At 67.4% G+C, this 19698-nt stretch carries 19 protein-coding genes; 12 read left to right on the plus strand and 7 right to left on the minus strand.

The genetic code is table 11. The features are described from left to right. From WBB14_RS30280 to rpsT, 8 genes are all read left to right on the plus strand, one after another. Positions 1-345: tetraacyldisaccharide 4'-kinase (locus tag WBB14_RS30280; RefSeq protein ID WP_424243045.1), on the plus strand; the 345-nt coding region annotated here is incomplete at its 5' end. Between the two features lie 65 nt (positions 346-410). Continuing rightward, on the plus strand, positions 411-593 hold the full coding sequence (locus WBB14_RS30285; protein ID WP_424243046.1) for a Trm112 family protein: 183 nt from the start codon (positions 411-413) through the stop codon (positions 591-593). 11 nt (positions 594-604) lie between these two features. Then, positions 605-1369: a 3-deoxy-manno-octulosonate cytidylyltransferase gene (gene kdsB / locus WBB14_RS30290; RefSeq protein ID WP_424243047.1), complete on the plus strand. Its 765-nt coding sequence runs from the start codon at positions 605-607 to the stop codon at positions 1367-1369. 91 nt (positions 1370-1460) lie between these two features. After that, entirely contained in the window at positions 1461-2117 is a 657-nt protein-coding gene (adk, locus tag WBB14_RS30295; protein ID WP_332015819.1) for an adenylate kinase, read from the plus strand. A gap of 133 nt (positions 2118-2250) precedes the next feature. Beyond that, positions 2251-3009, plus strand: a complete 759-nt coding sequence (locus tag WBB14_RS30300) for a 3-hydroxyacyl-CoA dehydrogenase (protein WP_054452382.1) — start codon at positions 2251-2253, stop codon at positions 3007-3009. Between the two features lie 106 nt (positions 3010-3115). Next, positions 3116-4675, plus strand: coding sequence for a murein biosynthesis integral membrane protein MurJ (gene murJ, locus WBB14_RS30305; RefSeq protein WP_424243048.1), 1560 nt, complete (start codon positions 3116-3118; stop codon positions 4673-4675). Between the two features lie 191 nt (positions 4676-4866). Further along, on the plus strand, positions 4867-5838 hold the full coding sequence (locus WBB14_RS30310; protein WP_424243049.1) for a FecR family protein: 972 nt from the start codon (positions 4867-4869) through the stop codon (positions 5836-5838). Positions 5839-6101: 263 nt separating this feature from the next. After that, positions 6102-6365, plus strand: a complete 264-nt coding sequence (gene rpsT / locus WBB14_RS30315) for a 30S ribosomal protein S20 (protein ID WP_006396042.1) — start codon at positions 6102-6104, stop codon at positions 6363-6365. 129 nt (positions 6366-6494) lie between these two features. Here rpsT and WBB14_RS30320 read toward each other — a convergent pair whose 3' ends face one another. Continuing rightward, a complete protein-coding gene (locus tag WBB14_RS30320; RefSeq protein ID WP_424243050.1) occupies positions 6495-7403 on the minus strand; it encodes a LysR family transcriptional regulator in 909 nt (302 codons plus the stop codon). Between the two features lie 174 nt (positions 7404-7577). Between WBB14_RS30320 and WBB14_RS30325 the strand changes: the two genes are divergently transcribed. Genes WBB14_RS30325 through WBB14_RS30335 form a run of 3 tightly spaced genes read left to right on the plus strand, consistent with a single transcriptional unit; the run spans position 7578 to position 11579 of the window. Continuing rightward, the gene (locus WBB14_RS30325; RefSeq protein WP_424243051.1) at positions 7578-9149 is read left to right on the plus strand and encodes a GMC family oxidoreductase; all 1572 of its coding nucleotides are present in this window, start codon (positions 7578-7580) and stop codon (positions 9147-9149) included. Next, on the plus strand, positions 9146-10624 hold the full coding sequence (locus WBB14_RS30330; RefSeq protein WP_424243052.1) for an aldehyde dehydrogenase family protein: 1479 nt from the start codon (positions 9146-9148) through the stop codon (positions 10622-10624). The genes WBB14_RS30325 and WBB14_RS30330 overlap by 4 nt, the downstream gene beginning before the upstream one ends. Before the next feature lie 37 nt (positions 10625-10661). Beyond that, positions 10662-11579: a catalase gene (locus WBB14_RS30335; protein ID WP_424243053.1), complete on the plus strand. Its 918-nt coding sequence runs from the start codon at positions 10662-10664 to the stop codon at positions 11577-11579. A gap of 30 nt (positions 11580-11609) precedes the next feature. Here the strand turns inward: WBB14_RS30335 and WBB14_RS30340 are convergent, their stop codons facing one another. Further along, complete coding sequence (locus WBB14_RS30340; protein ID WP_424243054.1) at positions 11610-12524, minus strand: LysR family transcriptional regulator; 915 nt, start codon at positions 12522-12524, stop codon at positions 11610-11612. Positions 12525-12637: 113 nt separating this feature from the next. Here WBB14_RS30340 and lysA point away from each other — a divergent pair, with 113 nt between their 5' ends. After that, positions 12638-13873 (plus strand): diaminopimelate decarboxylase, encoded by a 1236-nt coding sequence (gene lysA / locus WBB14_RS30345; RefSeq protein WP_424243059.1) that lies wholly within the window; start codon positions 12638-12640, stop codon positions 13871-13873. Positions 13874-13957: 84 nt separating this feature from the next. On the opposite strand, the gene garL is transcribed toward lysA, so the two are convergent. The 5 genes from garL to WBB14_RS30370 form a co-directional block, all read right to left on the minus strand. Then, positions 13958-14725, minus strand: a complete 768-nt coding sequence (garL, locus tag WBB14_RS30350) for a 2-dehydro-3-deoxyglucarate aldolase (RefSeq protein WP_041655817.1) — start codon at positions 14723-14725, stop codon at positions 13958-13960. Between the two features lie 75 nt (positions 14726-14800). Next, positions 14801-15796, minus strand: a complete 996-nt coding sequence (locus WBB14_RS30355; protein WP_424243055.1) for a tripartite tricarboxylate transporter substrate binding protein — start codon at positions 15794-15796, stop codon at positions 14801-14803. A 45-nt stretch (positions 15797-15841) separates the two neighbouring features. Further along, on the minus strand, positions 15842-17587 hold the full coding sequence (araD, locus tag WBB14_RS30360; protein ID WP_424243056.1) for an L-arabinonate dehydratase: 1746 nt from the start codon (positions 17585-17587) through the stop codon (positions 15842-15844). 47 nt (positions 17588-17634) lie between these two features. Next, positions 17635-18747, minus strand: coding sequence for an Ldh family oxidoreductase (locus WBB14_RS30365; protein WP_424243057.1), 1113 nt, complete (start codon positions 18745-18747; stop codon positions 17635-17637). Between the two features lie 49 nt (positions 18748-18796). Next, positions 18797-19570 (minus strand): FadR/GntR family transcriptional regulator, encoded by a 774-nt coding sequence (locus tag WBB14_RS30370; RefSeq protein WP_424243058.1) that lies wholly within the window; start codon positions 19568-19570, stop codon positions 18797-18799. Between the last annotated feature and the right edge of the window lie 128 nt (positions 19571-19698).

Here is a 19698-nt window from a genome sequence, read left to right on the forward strand (position 1 = left end):
CGCCAGGTTTCGGGCCGCGGCAAGCGCCCCCTGGCCGCCTTCGCCGGCCAGCCCCGCGTCGCGGCGGCGGCCGGCATCGGCAATCCGGAACGCTTCTTCACCACGCTGCGCGGCGCCGGCATCACGCTGGAAACCGCATTGCCCCTGCCGGATCATCACGATTACGCCGAATCGCCTTTCCGGACCCTCACGGCCGACGCCATCCTGGTCACGTCCAAGGACGCGATCAAATGCGCCGATTTGGACGACCCGCGCCTGTGGGAAGTCCCGGTACGCGCCGGCTTTTCCGATCCGCAACTGTTCGACTGGCTGGCACAGGCGCTGCGCCAGCCAGCGCGGGCCTAGGAAACCACCCCGCCTGGCGGCGCCCCTGGGCCCGGGCCCAGGCAAACTGTTTTAGAATTCCGGTCATGGAATCCCGCCTACTCGACATCCTCGTCTGCCCGCTGTGCAAGGGCCGCCTCGAACACGACCGGCAGCAAGCCGAACTGGTCTGCCGCGCCGACCGCCTGGCCTTCCCCGTGCGCGACGGCATCCCCGTCATGCTGGAATCGGAAGCACGCGCGCTGGACGACGCCCCCGCTTCCTCCTGAACCGCCGCAGCATGAGCTTCATCGCCCTGATCCCGGCGCGCACCGCCTCGACCCGGTTGCCCGACAAGCCGCTGGCCGATATCGCTGGCAAGCCCATGGTCGTGCGCACCGCCGAGCGCGCCGCGCTGTCCGGCGCTTCCCGCGTCTATGTGGCCACGGACGATCTCCGCGTCCAGCAAGCGGTGCAGGCGCACGGGCTGCAGGCGCTGATGACCCGCGCCGACCACCCGACCGGCACCGACCGCCTGGCCGAAGCCGTGGAGCAGCTGGGCCTGCCCGACGATGCCATCGTGGTCAATGTGCAGGGCGACGAGCCGCTGATCGAACCCGAACTCATCGACGCCGTCGCGGCCAAGCTGCAAGCCAGCCCCGAGGCCGACATCGCCACCTGCGCCTGCCCGCTGGCCGACGCCGACGCGCTGTTCAACCCCAATGTGGTGAAGCTGGTCTGCGCCGCGAACGACCGCGCGCTGTACTTTTCCCGCGCCCCGATCCCCTGGGCCCGCGATGCGCTGGCTTCGGGCGCGCGCATCCTGGCCGAAGGCCTGCCCGCCTGGCACCACATCGGCCTGTATGCCTACCGGGTGTCGTTCCTGCGCCGCTATCCGTACCTGCCGCAGGGCGCGCTGGAACGCTTCGAATCGCTGGAACAGTTGCGGGCCATGGAACACGGCCACGTCATCGTCGTCCATCGGGCGTCCCACCCTCCTGCCGCAGGCGTAGATACCCCGGCGGACCTGGAACGCGTCCGGGCGGTCTACGGCAAGCGGATATAAGGGTTATTTCCTATGGCGCGGCTCCGCATCGGCTGCTGCATTGCGGCATAATTCCCCGGATCACAAAAAATACACCCCTTCAGGAGCACTCATGCGTCTTATCTTGCTCGGACCTCCCGGCGCCGGCAAAGGCACCCAGGCCGCGTTTCTCACCCAACACTTCGGCATCCCCCAGATCTCCACCGGCGACATGCTGCGCGCCGCGGTCAAAGCGGGCACGCCGTTGGGCATTGAAGCCAAGAAGGTCATGGATGCCGGCGGCCTGGTTTCCGACGAGATCATCATCGGCCTGGTGCAGGACCGTCTGCAGCAGCCCGACTGCGCCAACGGCTACCTGTTCGACGGCTTCCCCCGCACCATCCCGCAGGCCGACGCGCTCAAGAGCGCCGGCGTCAAGCTGGATTACGTGGTGGAAATCGAAGTCCCCGAAGAAGACATCATCGAACGCATGAGCGGCCGCCGCGTGCACCAGCCCAGCGGCCGCAGCTACCACGTGCGCTTCAACCCGCCCAAGGTCGAAGGCCGTGACGACGTCACCGGCGAAGAACTGATCCAGCGCGACGACGACCGCGAGGACACCGTGCGCAACCGCCTGTCCGTGTACCGCGAACAGACCCGCCCCCTGGTCGACTACTACTCGTCCTGGGCGCAGCAGAATCCCGCCGATGCGCCGAAGTACCGCAAGATCTCCGGCGTCGGCGCGGTCGAAGAAATCAAGGCGCGCCTGTACGCAGCCGTCCAAGGCTGATCGGCGCCTCGATGGCTCACAGGCCTTCGGCGCCGGCACCGGAACGCATCGCGTCCGGCCGGCCCCGAAGGCCTAGTCATATCCGGCGCCTGCCGCGCCGCTTTCATCCCTAGAACTCACTGGTGGTAGACACATGGAAATCGCGAACAAGGTATTCATCGTCACGGGCGGCGCGTCCGGACTGGGCGCCGGCACGGTGCGCATGCTGGTTGAAAACGGCGCCAAGGTCGTTATCGCCGACGTGCAGGACGAGCCGGGCTCTGCCCTGGCCAAGGAACTGGGCCAGCGCTACGTCCACTGCGACGTGACCCAGGAAGCCGACGGCAAGAACGCCGTGGCCGCCGCGCTCGAACTGGGCTCGCTGTTCGGCCTGGTGAACTGCGCCGGCGTCGCGCCTGCCGCCAAGATCGTGGGCAAGAACGGCGCGCATCCGCTGGAACTGTTCCAGAAGGTCGTGTCGATCAACCTGATCGGCAGCTTCAACATGATGCGCCTGGCCGCCGAAGCCATGAGCGCCAACGCGCCCGAACCCACCGGCGAACGCGGCGTGATGATCAACACCGCCTCCGTCGCCGCCTTCGACGGCCAGATCGGCCAGGCCGCCTATGCCGCCTCCAAGGCGGGCGTGGCCGGCATGACCCTGCCGATCGCGCGCGACCTGTCCAAGACCGGCATCCGCTGCATGACCATCGCCCCGGGCATTTTCGGCACGCCCATGATCTTCGGCATGCCGCAGGAAGTGCAGGACTCCCTGGCCGCCAGCATTCCCTTCCCCGCCCGCCTGGGCCGTCCGGAAGACTACGCCAAGCTGGTCCACAGCATCATCACCAACGACATGCTGAACGGCGAAACCATCCGTCTCGATGGCGCCATCCGCATGCCTCCGAAGTGATGTAGTACAAAGGCAGGCCCACCCGGTGGGCCTGTTTTCATTGGGCGTCGCGCGATCCCCGCGCCACGGCGCCAGGCCGGCCCGCAATTTTTCAGTAGTCTTATCCATGAGCCTGTTTCGTTCGGCGGCCACGGTCAGCAGCTTCACCCTGCTGTCCCGCATTTCCGGCCTGATCCGCGACATCCTGGTGGCCCGCGCCTTTGGCGCCGGCCCCATCACCGACGCCTTCTGGGTCGCCTTCCGCATTCCCAATCTGCTGCGCCGCCTGTTCGCCGAAGGGGCTTTCGCCCAAGCCTTCGTGCCCATTTTGGGCACGGCGCGCAACAATCGCTCCGAAACCGAAGTCCGCACCCTGCTGGACCGGGTAGCCCTGCTGCTGACAGCGGCGCTGATGCTCATCACGCTCATCGGCATCATCGCCGCCCCCTGGGTCGTGTCCGCCATGGCCAGCGGCCTGCGCGGCGCCGACCGCGACACCGAATTCGGCGCGGCGGTCTGGATGACGCGGATGATGTTCCCCTACATCTTCTGCATGTCGCTGATCGCCTTCGCCTCGGGCGTGCTCAATACCTGGCGCCGCTTCGCCGTGCCGGCCTTCACGCCGGTGCTGCTCAATCTGGCCATGATCGCCGCCTGCATCTGGCTGGCGCCGCGCATGGACGTGCCGATCTACGCGCTGGCCATCGGCGTCATGATCGGCGGCGTGGCGCAACTGGCCGTGCAATGGATTGCGCTGGCGCGGCTCGGCCTCACGCCGCGCTTTACGCTGCGGTTCCGCGAAGCCTGGGGCGACCCCACGGTGCAGCGCATCCTCAAGCAGATGGCGCCCGCCACCTTGGGCGTTTCGGTCGCCCAGATCTCGCTGCTGATCAATACCAACATCGCCACCTGGCTAACGCCGGGCAGCGTGACCTGGCTGTCCTTCGCCGACCGCCTGATGGAGTTTCCCACCGCTCTCCTGGGCGTGGCGCTGGGCACGGTGCTGCTGCCCAGCCTGTCCGCGGCCCATGCCCGCGATGACCACGGCGGCTACAGCGGACTGCTGGACTGGGGCCTGCGCCTGGTGCTGCTGCTGGGCCTGCCGGCCGCGGTGGGGATGGCGCTGCTGTCCGACGGGCTGGTCGCCACCCTGTTCCACTACGGCGCCTTCGCCGCCCAGGACGTGAGCCAGACCCGCCTGGCGGTCATTTCCTACTCTGCCGGCCTGATCGGCCTGTTGGCCGTGAAGATCCTGGCGCCCGGCTTCTACGCCAAGCAGGACATCCGCACGCCAGTGAAGATCGCCATCGGCGTGCTGATCACGACGCAGCTGATGAACCTGGTGCTGGTACCCCTGATGGCGCATGCCGGACTGGCCCTGGCCATCGGCCTGGGCGCCTGCCTGAACGCGCTGGCGCTGCTGATCGGACTGCGCCGCCGCGGCGTCTATCAGCCTGGTCCCGGCTGGACCGCGTTCGCGCTGCGCCTGCTGCCTGCCCTGGCGGCGCTGGCGGCCCTGCTCTGGTATGCGGACGGGCGCATCGACTGGATCGCCCTGCAGGCCCACGCCGGACAGCGGGTCGCCTGGCTGGCCGGCGTGCTGGCGGCCAGTGGGGCGGTTTACTTCGGAATGTTGTTACTGTTTGGCTTCCGCCCTAGGGACTTCGGCCGACGTCCGTCGCGTTAAGTTCGGACAATCTACCTATATACCCCTCAAAAGCCGGTCTTGTACCGGCTTTTTTGCATTAGATTCGTCAAGAATTGACAACTACCCGGTAATCTTTGGTAAAAAACCTTTATTATTTACAAATTGCCATCGAAAGGATCCCCCTTGAATCACTGCGGGGACATGAAGTGAAGTACGCCCAAGGACAACCCATGGCGGACCAGGTAATCAATTGGCTGCTCTTATTGCGCTCCGGCAAGGCGACCGCGCAGGACTATAACGACTTCCTGGCGTGGCGCGCTGCCGACCCGGCCCATGAAAACGCCTGGCAGCAGCTGACCGGCTCGCTGGATGGATCGACGTTCGGCCGGCTTGGCGATGCCTATCCCGCCGGTTACGCCACCTCCGGCCCCGCCATTCCGCCGCTCGCGGCCCCTACCGGTCCCGCCGCCATCCCCCCTCCACGCCGCCGCTTTCTGACCGGCGCGCTGGCGCTCGCCGGTACCGGCGCCTGTGCGGCTTACGTGGGCAATGCCTTCTATCCCCTGGGCAACGTCGCCGCGGATGCCGCCACGGCCACGGGCGAACGCCGCCGCTATGTGCTGTCCGACGGCAGCCAGCTGCTGCTGGACGCCCGCAGCCGGGTCAACCTGGACTTCACTCCCGCCTATCGCCAGGTCCGCCTGCTGGATGGCGCCGTAACAGTGTCGGTGGCTCCCGACTCGCGCCGCCCCTTCCTGGTCCAGACGGCCGAAGGCACGGTCCGCGCCCTGGGCACCCGCTACATGGTGCGCCAGCAAGCCCAGCGCACCCTGGTGGTGGTGCATGAACACGAGGTCGAAGTCGAAACGATGTCTGGCGCCCACGGCACCGTCCGCGCCGGCACCGGCGCCCGCTTCGACGCGGCCCGCATGGACACCCCGCGCGCCGAACTCATGGCCGAATCCGCCTGGGAAGCCGGCTGGGTCGAAGCCCGCGGCCGCCCCCTGGCCGAAGTGATCGCCGCCCTGCGCCCTTACCGCAGCGGCACGCTGCGCGTTTCCATGGCCGCTGGCGGCCTGCCGGTATCCGGTCACTTCCCGCTGGACGACACCGACGCCGCGCTGGACACGCTGCGCGACATCATGCCCATCCATGTGCGCCGCTTCACCCCCTGGTTTGTCTCCATTAACGTCGCTACCTGACAACGCCACGCTCGGTGTTCCGCTCTCGAGGGCGGCTTCGTTGTATACTAGTTACGGTGTTTTTATCCAGTAGGCGCCACGGATTTTCCTCAAGGCTTTGCATGAGGACCATCCGCAAGGGCTCTCCAGCCCAGGGAATTTTTCCCGCAGCGCCCCCGCCCGGTTGACGGGCGCTCCCTCGGTTGATCAGACATTAAAAGCTTGCAATCCCTCGGGGACTTGCTACAATGTTCGACTTTGCCGAATTCAACTTATATAGCAACATGGCCAATACCGCCCAAGCCCGCAAGCGCGCTCGCCAATCCGTTGAGCGCAACAAGCACAATTCCAGCCTGCGCTCGATGCTGCGCACCGCCATCAAGCGCGTTCGCCAATCCATCGCCGCTGGCGACAAGGCTGCGGCTGGCGAAGTGTTCCAGAAGGCCTCCAGCGTGATCGATCGCGTGGCTGACAAGAACATCATCCACAAGAACAAGGCCGCTCGCCACAAGAGCCGCCTGGCTGCCGCCATCAAGGCGCTGGCCTAAGCCATTCTGCCGCCCTGTTTTCAGGGCGTCACGAATACGGCAAATGAAAAGGATGCCCTTGGGCATCCTTTTTTGCGTTCCTGGCCGCCGCAATACGCCCCCCATTGCGGCAATCGCCAACTGACGCAGCTACAGCTGCGCCGCGATCCGCTCGGCGAAAAAATCAATGAACACGCGCACCCGGGCGACCTCCGCCGACCGGGGCGGCCATAGCAACGAGACGCTGCCGCGGCTTTCCGTGTAGTCCTCGAGCACCGGCTGCAGCCGCCCCGCCTCCACGTCCTCCTTTACCAGGTAGTTCGGTACCTGCACGACCCCCAGTCCGCTGATCGCCACGGAAGCCAGGGCCTCGCCGTCATTCAATATGCCGGAAGGCTTGAGCGGCTTATCCGACTGCGCGCCCTTGAACGCCCAGACTTCCGGCCTGCCGGTGGTCGGGAACCGGTAGTGGATACAGCAATGCTCGCTGAGATCCGCGGGCGTACGCGGCGTGCCGCGCTGCGCCAGGTACGCCGGCGAGGCGCAAGTCGTGAACCCATGCGGACCGATCCGCCGGGCCTGCAGTCCGGAATCCGCCAGTTCGCCCAGGCGTAGCACGACGTCGTAGCCGTCCTCGATTACGTCGACGATCAGGTCGTCGAGGCTGATGTCGACCAATACCTCGGGAAAGCTCAGGTGGAATTCGCTAAGCGCCGGCAACACGATCCTGCGGCCCATGACGGTGGGAACGCTGATCTTGAGGCGGCCGCGGGGCGCGTTCTGGAGCAGGTGCAGTTCCCGTTCCGCCTCCTGCAGGTCCTTCAGGATCTTGGAGACATGACGGTAGAGGATCTCGCCCTCGCCGGTCGGCCCCAGCGAACGGGTAGTGCGATGCAACAGCCGCACGCCCAGCCTGAGTTCGAGCCTTTCGACCGCCTTGCCCGCCGCGGAAGCGGACAGGCCCAGCTTGCGCCCGGCCGCAGCAAAGCTGCCGGACTCCACCGTGGCCGCGAAAGCCACCAATCCACTGAACGATTCGATCGAGAATATTCCGGACATATGTTCGCGAGTCTAGAGACAACCGCCCATCTTCTGTCTCAGGCGGTACGGATGAATGATGCACTCAAAAGAACGATGGGGTGAAGCGGCTACGACGGCTTGATCCGATCAGCGTTCGATAAGTTTGAACCGCCAATCCTGATACGAGATCAAATTTTTTTGGTTGAGGCCACCATGAAAACTGGACTGCGTCACCCTCCCGAATCAGAAAAATCAGAATACGAGAACGCCGAGTTCGACGTCATCGTGGTTGGCGGCGGTTCGGCCGGCGCCGTGCTGGCCAGCCGCCTGAGCGAAGACCCGTCGCGCCGCGTGCTGCTGCTCGAGGCCGGCCGGGCCTATCCGCCCCATGCCTATCCCGATGCGGTCCGCGCCCAGAACATCATCGGCGGCGATGCCGGGCACGACTGGGGGTATTCGTCCCTGCCAGGCTGGGGCGGAAAATCGTTCCCGGTCCCGCGGGGCAAGGTGCTGGGCGGCTCCTCGGCCGTGAATGCCGGCGTCTGGATGCGGGCGCCCGCCGCAGACTTCGAGCGCTGGACCCGTGCCGGCCTGCCGCATTGGTCCACCGCCGAGGTGCTGCCGTTCTTTCGCGGCAGCGAATGGACCGCCTCGGGCGCCGACCAATGCCATGGCCGTTCCGGCCCGGAACCGGTGCACCAGTTGCAGGACGACGAAATCTCCGACATGCAGCGCGCATTCCTGGTTTCGGCGCAGATGGCGGGTCATTCCAGAGTCCAGGACTTCAACGGCGATGCGCCGTTCGGCGTCGGTCCCTATCCCATGAACAACCGCATGGGACAGCGGCTGAATACGGGCATGACTTATCTCTCGGACGCGGTGCGCGCACGGCCCAACCTGACTATCCACAGCGAAACGCTGGCGGACCGCGTCGAGATCGAAGGCGGCCGGGCGCAGGCCGTGATCCTGGCCGATGGCGAACGGATCGCGGCCGGCGAGATCGTGCTGTCCGCCGGTACATACGGATCGGCGGCCATCCTGCTGCGCTCCGGCATCGGGCCGGCGGCCGACCTCAAGGCGCTGGGCATCCCCGTGGTGGCCGATCTTCCCGTCGGCCTACGCCTGCAAGAACATCCCTTCTTCTTCACGATCTGGGCCGCGCATCCCGAACGCCTGGGGCTGCCCATCCCGCCGGTCGGCGCCATCCTGTGGACACAGTCGTCCCAAGCCGGACCGGGCGACGGCGACCTGCAGGTCAGCGCCGTGCATTACGGCGATCCCGCCGCCTCCCCCACCGGCGCCATCTTCATGCTGGCCCTGGCGCTGACCCGCCCCACGTCCACCGGCACGCTCAAGCTGCTGGACCGCGATCCCCGCACAGCGCCGCTCATCGAGCTCAACATCCTCGGGGAGGCGCGGGACCGGGAACTGATGGTCGAAGGCATCCAGTTGATCCGCCGGATCGCAAGCCAAGGTCCGCTATCCGACATCATCGCGCAGGAACTCGTGCCCGGCTCGGACGCGGCCGACGCCGCGGCGCTTGAAGCGGCCTTGCCGGCGGCGCTGGACATCTATCATCACCCCACCTCTACCGCGCCCATGGGCGGCGACGGCGATCCCGGCGCAGTGACGGACTACCAGGGCCGCGTCCGCGGCATTGCCGGCCTGCGGGTCGCGGACGCATCCAGCTTCCCGGACGTGCCCTCGGTCGCCACCAACCCTACGGTGGTCATGCTGGCCGAGCGCGTCAGCGACTGGATCAGGAACACGGAGGCAAAATCGTGAACGACACCGCCAACACCGTCTGGACCCGCAAGGCCTATAACTGGATCGGTGGCGTCCAGCGCTCCGAAGGCCCCTTGAAAGAGTCGCTCGACCCCGCCACCCACAACGTCATCGGCCACTATCCCGACAACGGCCTGACGGCGGCGAGATCGGCCGTCGCTGCCGCCGCGCGGGCCTTCCGCGCAACCCCTTGGGCGCACGACCACGAACTGCGCGCCCGCGTGCTGGAGCAACTGGCGCGCGCCTTCGAACGCAACCGCCAGCGGCTGCTGGAAATTCTCTCGCTCGAAAACGGCAAGATCAAAGACGAAGCCGGCTTCGAGCTCGACATGATTCCGAGCAAGCTGCGCTATGCGGCCGCCGCAGCCCTGCTCGAAAGCGGCCGGGCGCTCACGCCCAGGCCCGGCAGCATTTCCATGGTCCTGCGCCAGCCCATGGGCGTGGCGGCCGTGATCGCGCCCTGGAATTCGCCGGCGGTGCTGACGATACGGTCGCTGGCCCCAGCGCTGGCGGCGGGATGCACCGCGGTCATCAAGCTGCCCGGCCAGGTAGCGCAGACCGCCAGCTTCATGGCCGAGACCATGGCCGAAGCCGAGGACCTGCCGGACGGCGTGATCAACCTGTTCTTCGAAAGCGGGCCCGAGGGCTCTGCGTACCTCGTGGACTCGCCCGAGGTTCCCGTCATCAGCTTCACCGGATCCACCCGCACGGGCCGCGCGATCAGCAGCGCCGGCGCCAGGCACTTGAAGCGCTTCGGCATGGAACTGGGCGGCAAGACGCCCATGATTCTGTTTGACGACGCCGACGTGGACGCCGCACTGCCCGTACTGGAAAAAGCACTGACTGTTTTCAGCGGCCAGTTCTGCATGACCGGCTCCCGCTTGCTGGTGCAGGCTGGCATCTACGCAGCGGTACGAGACGGACTCGCCAACCGGCTGCGCAAGGTCAAGCTAGGCCCGGCAGCCGATCCGGACAGCGACATGGGACCGTTGATCGACCGCGCCAACGTCGAACGCGTCGACCATGCGGTCGACCTTGCGATCGCGGCCGGCGCCAGCGTCGTCGAGCGCGGCGGGCCCGTGACTACCGGCCCTTTGGCCAGCGGCGCCTTCTATCGCCCGACCTTGCTGGAAGTGTCCGACAACAGTCTGGCCATCATCCAGCAAGAGACCTTCGGCCCGGTGCTGACGATCCAGCGCTTTGCCGACGAGGCCGAAGCAATACGCCTGGCCAACGACAGCGAATACGGCCTGGCCGCCAGCGTCTGGACCCGCGACGTCGACCGGTCGCTGCGCGTCGCCCAGGCCATCGACGCGGGCTCGGTGTGGATCAACGACTGGGCCAAGGTCTACGACAACACCGAGGAAGGCGGCTTCAAGCAGTCCGGGCTCGGACGCCTGAACGGCCTGGCCGCGCTGGAGGACTTCATCGAATACAAGCACATCGCACTCAAACCCGGCATCGCGCAGCGTTGACAGACCGGGACAGGCATCAGACCAAAGGAGACTCCCCATGCCGGACCCTATCGCCACAGAGCTGATCGACGCGCTCCATGCGGGCGCGGACGTCCCGCCAGGCTGTCGCGTCAATCACGCGCGCGGCCTGCTGGCCGAAGGCAAATTCCGCGCGGTGCCTCAGGCGTCACGGACCTGTGCCGCCTCCCTGTTCGACGGCGCGGACCAAGCGCTGCTCGTGCGCTTCTCGGACTCCGGGCCTGACCCCAGAATGCCCCAGGACAGCCCGGCCGCCGAACCGCGCGGCCTGGCGGTGCGGATCGGGCGGGATGAGCAACTGGTACTCGTCGGCCACTCGCTCGAAGGCTTCCCCGCGCGCGACCCGCAGACCTTTCTAGCCTTCGTGCAGGCCTTGAACGCGGAGCAAGCCGCGGCCGGGCCGCTGCAAGCCCACCTTGCGGCCAACGCTGCGGCGCAGCGCTTCGGCCAACTGCGGCAGGACGCCCAGCTTGCCGGCTATGCCTCCCGCCACTACTACATGCTCCACCCCTACCGCCTGACGGACGCGGAAGGCCGGACGCGAATCGGAAGGCTGACAATAAGCGGCGGCAACGAGGACGGCGCCGGCAAGGCCCTGGCCGGTCCGGACTGCCTGGACCAAGCCTTGCGCGACGCCTTGTCGGCGGGACCGGTGACACTGGATCTGGTATTCACACCGGTGCCGCAGCAAGGCGCCACGGACGACCTGTCCGCGGCCTGGCCCGACAGCGGCGCCCCGACCCTGCTGGGCCAGTTGATCCTGGAGCGCCTGTCGCAAGACCAGGACGCTCAACGCAGCTTGGTGTTCGATCCATCGGTCCTGCCAACCGGCCTGGAGTTCGCAGGCGATCCGATGTTGGCCGCGCGCCTGCAGGCCTATCGACTGGCGGCGGCGCGGCGCCTGGGGTGCCCTGCATCCAGCCCGGACGCTTCCTGACGGCTCACGGCTGCGCCAGTAGCCTTGCCCCTAGTCCAGGCTGGACGCCAGGCGGCTCCGGGCTGCGTCGGCCGCCTCGCGCAGTGACGCCATCAGCGCGCCGACCAGCGGATTACCCGGCCGATGCTCCGGAAACACCACGCTGACCCGGAACGGAAACGAGCGCGTCAAGGGACGGATATGCAGCCCCCGGCCGACGAAGTCCAGCGCCGTCAGCGGATTCACGATGGCCAGGCCAAGGCCCTGGCGCACGAAGGTGCAGACGGACACGGCGGTCGTGGTCTCGACGATGGAGCGCCGCAGCACGCCGGCCGCGGCAAAGGCTTCATCGATCTGGACCCGGTAGGGATCGCTGGCGGACAGGCTGACGAACGCATGACCTTCGAAATCCGCCAGTTCCAGCTGTTGCTTGCCCAGCAGTGCGTGGCCGTCGGGCAGCACGCAGACCTCGTCCACCTGCAGCAGCAGCTCCACCCGCGTGCCGGCGGGTGCCGCGTCGTGTTCGGTCAGGCCCAGGTCATAGCGCTGGGCGCTCAGCCATTCCTCCAGGAAGGGCGATTCCTGCGTCTCGACCGCCAAGCTGACGCCCGGACGCCCCTCATGGAAGCGCCGGAACGCGTCCGGCAAGATCGAATGGGAAAAAACCGGCAAGGCGATCACCGACAACTGCCCGCCCTTGTACGCCCGCAGCCGGGCGGCGGCCGAGGCCACGCGTTCCAGGCCGGCATAGGACTGGCGGACTTCGTCGAACAGCGCCAGGCCCGGCATGGTGGGCCGCAGCCGTCCCGCCACCCGGTCGAACAGCGCGAAGCCTATGCCCTGCTCCATGCGCGCCAGCTCCCGGCTCACGGTCGGCTGGGACGAGCCCAGCAGTTCCGCCGCCTTGGTCACGCTGCCGGCAATCATCACCGCGCGGAAGACTTCGATTTGCCGGTGCGTCAGCATGGCCCATGCCTATATCAAGGATGAATCGATGAAGGAAATATAAGCATTTTACTGGATGGCCGAAGCCGGGCATCATGCCGGCTTGTTTTCACTCCCTCAAGGTTCCACCCGCCATGGCCTTCGATCCGCGCCAACTCACCCAACTCGCCGCCGAACACGGCACGCCGCTGTGGGTGTACGACGCCGCCGTCATCCGTGAACGCATCGCGCAATTGCGCCGCTTCGACACCATCCGCTACGCGCAGAAGGCCTGCTCCAACCTGCACATCCTGCGCCTGATGCGCGCCGAAGGCGCGGTGGTGGATGCGGTCTCGCTGGGCGAGATCGAGCGCAGCCTGGCCGCCGGCTTCCAGCCCCAGGGCGAGCCGGAAGGCATCGTCTTCACCGCGGACCTGATCGACCACGCCACGCTGGCTGCCGTGCTCAAGCACGGCATCACCGTCAACGCCGGCTCCCTGGACATGCTGGCCCGCGTCGGCCAGGCCTCGCCCGGCCACCGCGTCTGGCTGCGCATCAACCCGGGCTTCGGCCACGGCCACAGCAACAAGACCAATACCGGCGGCCCGCAGAGCAAGCACGGCATCTGGATCGGCGACGTGGCCGCAGCCATGGCCATCGTGCGCCGCCACGGCCTGAAGCTGGTCGGCATCCACATGCATATCGGCTCGGGCGTGGATTACGCCCACCTGTCCAGCGTCTGCGATGCCATGGTTGACGTGGTGGCCTCGCTGGACCACGACATCGAGGCCATTTCCGCCGGCGGCGGCCTGTCCATCCCCTACCGCGAAGGCGATGCCCGCATCGACTGCGACCACTACTTCGAACAATGGGACGCGGCCCGCCAGCGCATCGCCGAGCGCCTGGGCCACGAGATCCGCCTGGAGATCGAACCGGGCCGCTTCCTGGTCGCCGAGGCCGGCGCGCTGGTGTCCGAAGTGCATTCGATCAACCGCCGCCCGGAACGCGACTTCGCGCTCGTCGATGCGGGCTTCAACGATCTGATGCGCCCGGCCATGTACGGCAGCTACCACCGCATTTCGGTGCACGCGCCCGACGGCAGCCGGCCGCAGGGCGCGGCCGAGACCCGCATCGCCGTCGCCGGGCCGCTGTGCGAATCGGGCGACGTATTTACCCAGGACGCCGGCGGCGTCGTGTCCGACCAGTTGCTGCCGCAGCCGCGCATCGGCGATTTCCTGGTGTTCCACGACGCGGGCGCCTATGGCTCGTCGATGTCATCGAACTACAACAGCCGGCCGCTGGCGCCGGAAGTGCTGCTGGACAAGGGCACGGCCCGGCTGATCCGCCGCCGCCAGACGATAGGTGAACTGCTGGCGCTGGAAGACGCGTAAACCGCCGGTGTCAGACACTGCGTGTCTGGCACCGGACTGGTCTCCCCAAGGTTGTCCGACACGCAATGTGCCGGACAACGGACATCAGGTCGGGAACGCCTCGCGCAAGGCGAAGGTCGCCTGCTTGAACACGCCCAGGTCGGTGCCCACCGCCACGAAGTGCATGCCCATGTCCAGGTAGCGCCGCGCATCCGCGTGCACCGGCGCCAGGATGCCCACCGCCTTGCCCTGCGCCGACACCCGCTGGTACAGGTGGCGGATGGCCTCCTGGACTTCGGGATGGCCCGGGTTGCCGATATGGCCCAGCGCCGCGGCCAGGTCCGACGGCCCGATGAACACGCCGTCCACGCCTTCCACCGAAGCGATCTCGTCCACCGCGTCTATGCCCGGGCGGCTTTCGATCTGCAGCAGCACGCAGATGTTGTCGTTGATGGTATGCAGATAGTCGGGCACCGTGCCGTAGCGGTTGCTGCGCTGCGCGCCCGCCACGCCGCGCATGCCCTGCGGCGGATAGCGCGTGGCGGCCACGGCGCGGCGCGCGTCCTCTTCGGATTCGATGAACGGAATCAGCAGGTTGTAGAAACCGATATCCAGCAGCCGCTTGATCTCCACCGGATCGTTCCACGACGGCCGGCCCACGGCGGCGCTGGCGCTGCCCTGCAGGGCCTGCAGCTGCTGCAGGAACATCGGCACCTCGTTAGGCGAGTGTTCGCCGTCCAACAGCAACCAGTCGAAATTGGCCAGCCCCACGAGCTCGGCCGTGATGTGGCTGGACATGCACATCCAGAATCCGATGAGACGTTCGCGCGCCAGGATGCGTTGCCGGAAACGGTTGGGTAAGGGTGAGTTCATTGCCGCCTTCACTTCATAAAGAAAAATCAGGTTCGGTCGGGCCCGCAAGCCCGGCCGCGCATTCAATCCACGCATTCAATCCATCTTCGCGCCGGACACCTTGGCCGCCTTGCCCCACTTGGCGATCTCGTTATCCACGAAGGCCGAGAACGACTTGGGGTCGTCCGCCACCACCACGAAGCCCACGCTCTCCAGCTTCTGCCGGATGTCGGGCGAGGACAGGGCCTTCACCGTCGCCTGGTTCAGGCGCTGGATCACCGCGGGCGGCGTCTTCGCGGGGGCCGACAAACCGAACCAGGACTCGGCTGAAAAACCCGGATAACCGGACTCCGCCACGGTAGGCGTGTCGGGGTAGGCAGGGTTGCGCTTGGCGCTGGCCACCGCCAACGCACGCAGCTTGCCCGAGGTGACTTGCGGCAGCAGCGCGTCCTGGTTCAGGAACAGTACCGAGACCCGGCCTCCTATGGTGTCGGTGATGGCGGCAGCACCGCCCTTGTAGGGCACGTGCACCAGGTCGATCTTGGCGTCCTGCTTCAACATTTCCATGGCCAGGTGGCCGGAGGAACCGCTGCCCGAACTCGCATGCGTGTACTTGCCCGGGTTCTCGCGAGCCAGTTTGATGAAGTCCGCGAAGGTCTTGCCAGGGAAATCGTTGTTGGCCACCAGCACGTTCGGGCCGGTAGCCAGCAGCGAGATATGCGCGAAGTCGCTATTGCGGTACGGCATGTTCTGGTAGATCGCGTAGCTGATGGCGTTGGAGCCGACGCCCGACAGCAGCAGCGTATAGCCGTCAGGCTCCGCCTTGGCCACCAGATCGGAACCGATATTGCCGTTGGCGCCGCCCTTGTTCTCGACCACCACGGTCTGGCCCAGTTCCTTGGACAGCTCGGCCGCCAGCAAGCGGCCCACCGAATCGGTGCTGCCGCCCGCCGGAAACGGCACCACCAGCTTGAGTTGCTTGGTGGGCCAAGCCGCGCCCTGCGCCATCAGCATGCCGGGCAGCATGGCCAGCGCCCCCGCGGCCGCCAGGATGGCCAGGCGTGCGCGCGCCGCCGGTTTGTTCTGTTGCATGGTTGTCTCCTCCGTGGTTTTTAGTATGTGCGCCCGCTGTACGGGTCAGTGGATTTCAGGCTCGCCCGCGGCCGGAGCGCGCGTCTCGGTCTGAAGAAAATCGAAATCGCAGCCCGTGTCGGCCTGGCCGATATGCTTGAGGTACAGCACGCCGTAGCCGCGCTCGAAGCGCGGCGGCGGCGCCTGCCAGGCGGCGCGGCGCGCAGCCAGCTCTTCATCGGACACCAGCAGCTCCAGGCGCCGCGCCGGCACGTCCAGCGTGATGCGGTCGCCGTCCTGCACCAGCGCCAGCGGGCCGCCCACATAGGCCTCGGGCGCCACGTGCAGCACACAGGCGCCGTAGCTGGTGCCGCTCATGCGCGCGTCCGAAATGCGCACCATGTCGCGCACGCCCTGCTTCAAGAGCTTCTGCGGGATCGGCAGCTGGCCCCACTCCGGCATGCCGGGCGCGCCCTGCGGCCCGGCGTTCTGCAGCACGATGACGCTGTCGGCGTCCACGTCCAGGTCCGGATCGTCGATGCGCGCGGCCATGTCGTTGTAGTCCTTGAAGACCACCGCGCGGCCCGTGTGCACCTGCAACTGCGCCTCCATGGCGGGCGGCTTGATCACCGCGCCGTCGGGCGCCAGGTTGCCGCGCAGCACCGCCAGCCCGTCGCGCTCGATCAGCGCCTGCGCGCGCGGCCGGATCACGTCTTCGTTGAAGATGCGCGCCCCGGCGATGTTCTCGCCCAGCTTGCGGCCATCCACGGTGCGCTGCGAGGTGTCCAGCAGGTCGCCCAGCTGCACCAGCATCGCGCGCAGACCGCCGGCGTAATAAAAGTCTTCCATCAGGTACTTGCCCGCCGGCCGCAGATTGGCCAGCACTGGCGTGGTGCGCGCCAGATGGTCGAAGCGGTCCAGGTCCAACCCGAAGCCGCTGCGGCGCGCCATGGCGATCAGATGCACCACCGAATTGGTCGAGCCGGACAGCGCCAGCACCGTGCGCACCGCATTGTCGAAGGACGCGGCGGTCAGCAGGTCGGAAGGCTTCAGGTCTTCCCACACCATCTCGACGATGCGCTTGCCGGTCAGGCTGGCCATCTGCGCGTGGCGCGAGTCCGGCGCGGGGATCGACGATGCCCCCGACAGGCACAGGCCCAGCGCCTCGACCGCGCCCGTCATGGTGGACGCGGTGCCCATGGTCATGCAGTGACCGGGCGAGCGGGCAATGCCGTCCTCCACGCCCTGCCAGTCTTCCTCGGTGATGTTGCCGGCGCGCAGCTCGGCCCAGTATTTCCAGGTGTCCGAGCCCGAGCCCAGGGTGTTGCCGTTCCAGTTGCCGCGCAGCATGGGGCCGGCCGGCATGAAAATGGTGGGCAGGTCCATGGAGACCGCGCCCATCAGGAGCGCGGGCGTGGTCTTGTCGCAGCCGCCCATCAACACACAGCCGTCCGCGGGATAGGAGCGCAGCAGCTCTTCCGTCTCCATCGCCAGCAGGTTGCGGTAGAGCATGGTGGTGGGCTTCTGGAAGGGTTCGGACAGGCTCATGGCCGGCATTTCCACCGGAAAGCCGCCCGCTTGCCAGATGCCGCGCTTGACCTCTTCGACGCGCTGCTTGAAGTGGCTGTGGCAGGGGTTGATGTCGCTCCAGGTGTTGATGATGGCGATCACCGGCTTGCCGGCGTAGTCCGAGCGGTGGTAGCCCATCTGCGCGGTGCGCGACCGGTGGCCGAACGCGCGCAGGTCGCGCGCGCCGTACCAGCGGTGGCTGCGCAGTTCTTCGGGTTTCTTGCGCTTGTCTGAATTGCTCATGTCTCTGTTCCTGTGCTCTTGGGCAAGGGTTTATAGGGAAGATGGAATCAGGCCGCGTCCAGCAGATAAGGCGTGCCGGCGCGCTCGCAGATGGCGCGCAGGCGCTCGGCCAGCGCGGCGGGGATGGGGATGCCTTCGCGCAGCCGGCGCGCGCGCTCGGCGGCTTCGGGCTCGCCCGCCACCAGCACCGGTTCGTCCGGGTTGGCGGGCGGCGTATCGTGCATGGCGTCGATCATGTCGTCCATGTCGGACTCGAACGAACCGGCCGCGCGGAAGGCGTCGGGATTCAAAGCCAGGAAGAAATGGCCCACATCGTCGGGTTCGCCCGGACGGCGGGTCGGGGCGCGGCGCGCGGCGAAGGCGCTGCCGCTGAGCGTGCCACCCAGGATCTGCGCCATCATCGCCAGGCCGTAGCCCTTGTGGCTGCTCATGGCGGCGGTGCCGCCCAAGGGGGTCAGACCGCCCTCGGGATGCTTGAAGATGAATTGCATGGCGGCGGCCGCATCGATGACCGCCCCGCCCTGCCCGTCCACCGCCCAGCCCGGCGGCAGCGGCTGGTCCAGGAAGTCGTAGACCTTGACCTTGTTGGCGGCGACGGTGGTGGTCGCCATGTCCAGCAGAAAGGGCTCGTTGTAGGCGGCCGGCGCGCCGAAGGCGATGGGATTGGTGCCCAGCATGGGCATGGCGCCGCGCGTGGGCACCATGATGACGCCGTTGGCGCTGCTGGTCACCAGCCCGACCACGCCGCGCTCGACGGCGATGCGCGCATACACGCCAGCGGCGCCGAAGTGATGCGAATTACAGACCGACACGGCGCCCACGCCATGCTCCAGCGCCTTGTCCACGGCCAGGTTCATCGCCTGCGCCGCCACCGGATAGCCCAGGCCGCCCATGCCGTCGATCAGCGCGCTGGCGCCGCCGTCGCGCAGGATCCGCGGTCTGGCGTCCAGCCGCAGGGTGCCAGCGCGCAGCTTGTCCTCGTAGGCCGGCAGCATGGAAATGCCGTGCGAATCGATGCCCAGCAGGTCGGTCCGCGCCATCAACCCGGCCGTGACGTGCGCCAGGTCCTGCGCCATGCCCCAAGCCATCAGCACCTGTAGGATCTGCTCGCGGACTTGCTCCACCGGCACGTCCGCCGCTATGACTCCGTTCCCTCGCACTCTGGTCTCCTGTGGTTCTGGTTTGGTCGCGGCAGGCCGGCGGCAAGAATCAGTCGCGCTCGCGGTCCACCAAGCGATGGCGGGCCTGGCCCAGGTGGAACTGCATCGCGACGCGGGCGCGCTCGCTGTCCTGCTCGCGGATCGCGTCCAGGATCGCGGCGTGTTCGTCCACCACACGCTGCGCGCGCTGGCGCGAACCGGTGCGGGTCAGGTTCAGGGTCAGGCGCATGAAGCCGCTGATGGATTCGTGGATGCTTTCCAGCACCCCCAGATAGAAGTCGTTGCCGCTGGCTTCGGCGATGCTGGCATGGAACGCCAGGTCGGCCTCGGCCGATACCTGGCCGCGCGCCAGGCTGTCGGCGAAGGCCGCATGCGCTTCCGCGATCTTCCTGAGTTGCTCGTCGGTGCGGCGCAGCGCGGCCAGGCGCGCGGCGTCGCCCTCCAGCGCCACCCGCACCTCCTGGGCCCGCAGATAGGCGCTGACGTTCTGCACGTCGTTGAAGCTCTTGAGGCGCGGCGCGGGCGCGTGGCTGACGAAGGTGCCCAGCCCCTGGTGCGCGGTAATCAGGCCGTCGGCGCGCAGCCGCAGCAGCGCCTCGCGCACCACTGGACGCGACACGCCGAAGCGTTCGGAGATCTCGTTCTCGGAAGGCAGCTTGTCGCCCACGTTCAGTCCGCCGGAAACGATCTGCTCGAAGATCTGGCCGTAGAGCTGGTCCGCCAGGCGGACCCGGTGCCCGCGCTCCAGCACCAGTGCGCCCGCGGCGTCGGATTCGGCGGGCGCCTGCGGCGCAGGCGCCGGTGTTGCTTTGGGTCGGGCCACGAAACCTCCTCGATGCTATGGCGCAGTCCGCGATGGCGGGACAGCGCTCATCGTACCGTCAATGCGCGGCCCAAGGCGCGCCCTGGCCCGCTTGCGCGATCACGCGGCGGCCGCCTCCCGGTCCCAGG

Source organism: Achromobacter sp., from assembly GCF_049647645.1.
Lineage (GTDB): Bacteria > Pseudomonadota > Gammaproteobacteria > Burkholderiales > Burkholderiaceae_B > Achromobacter.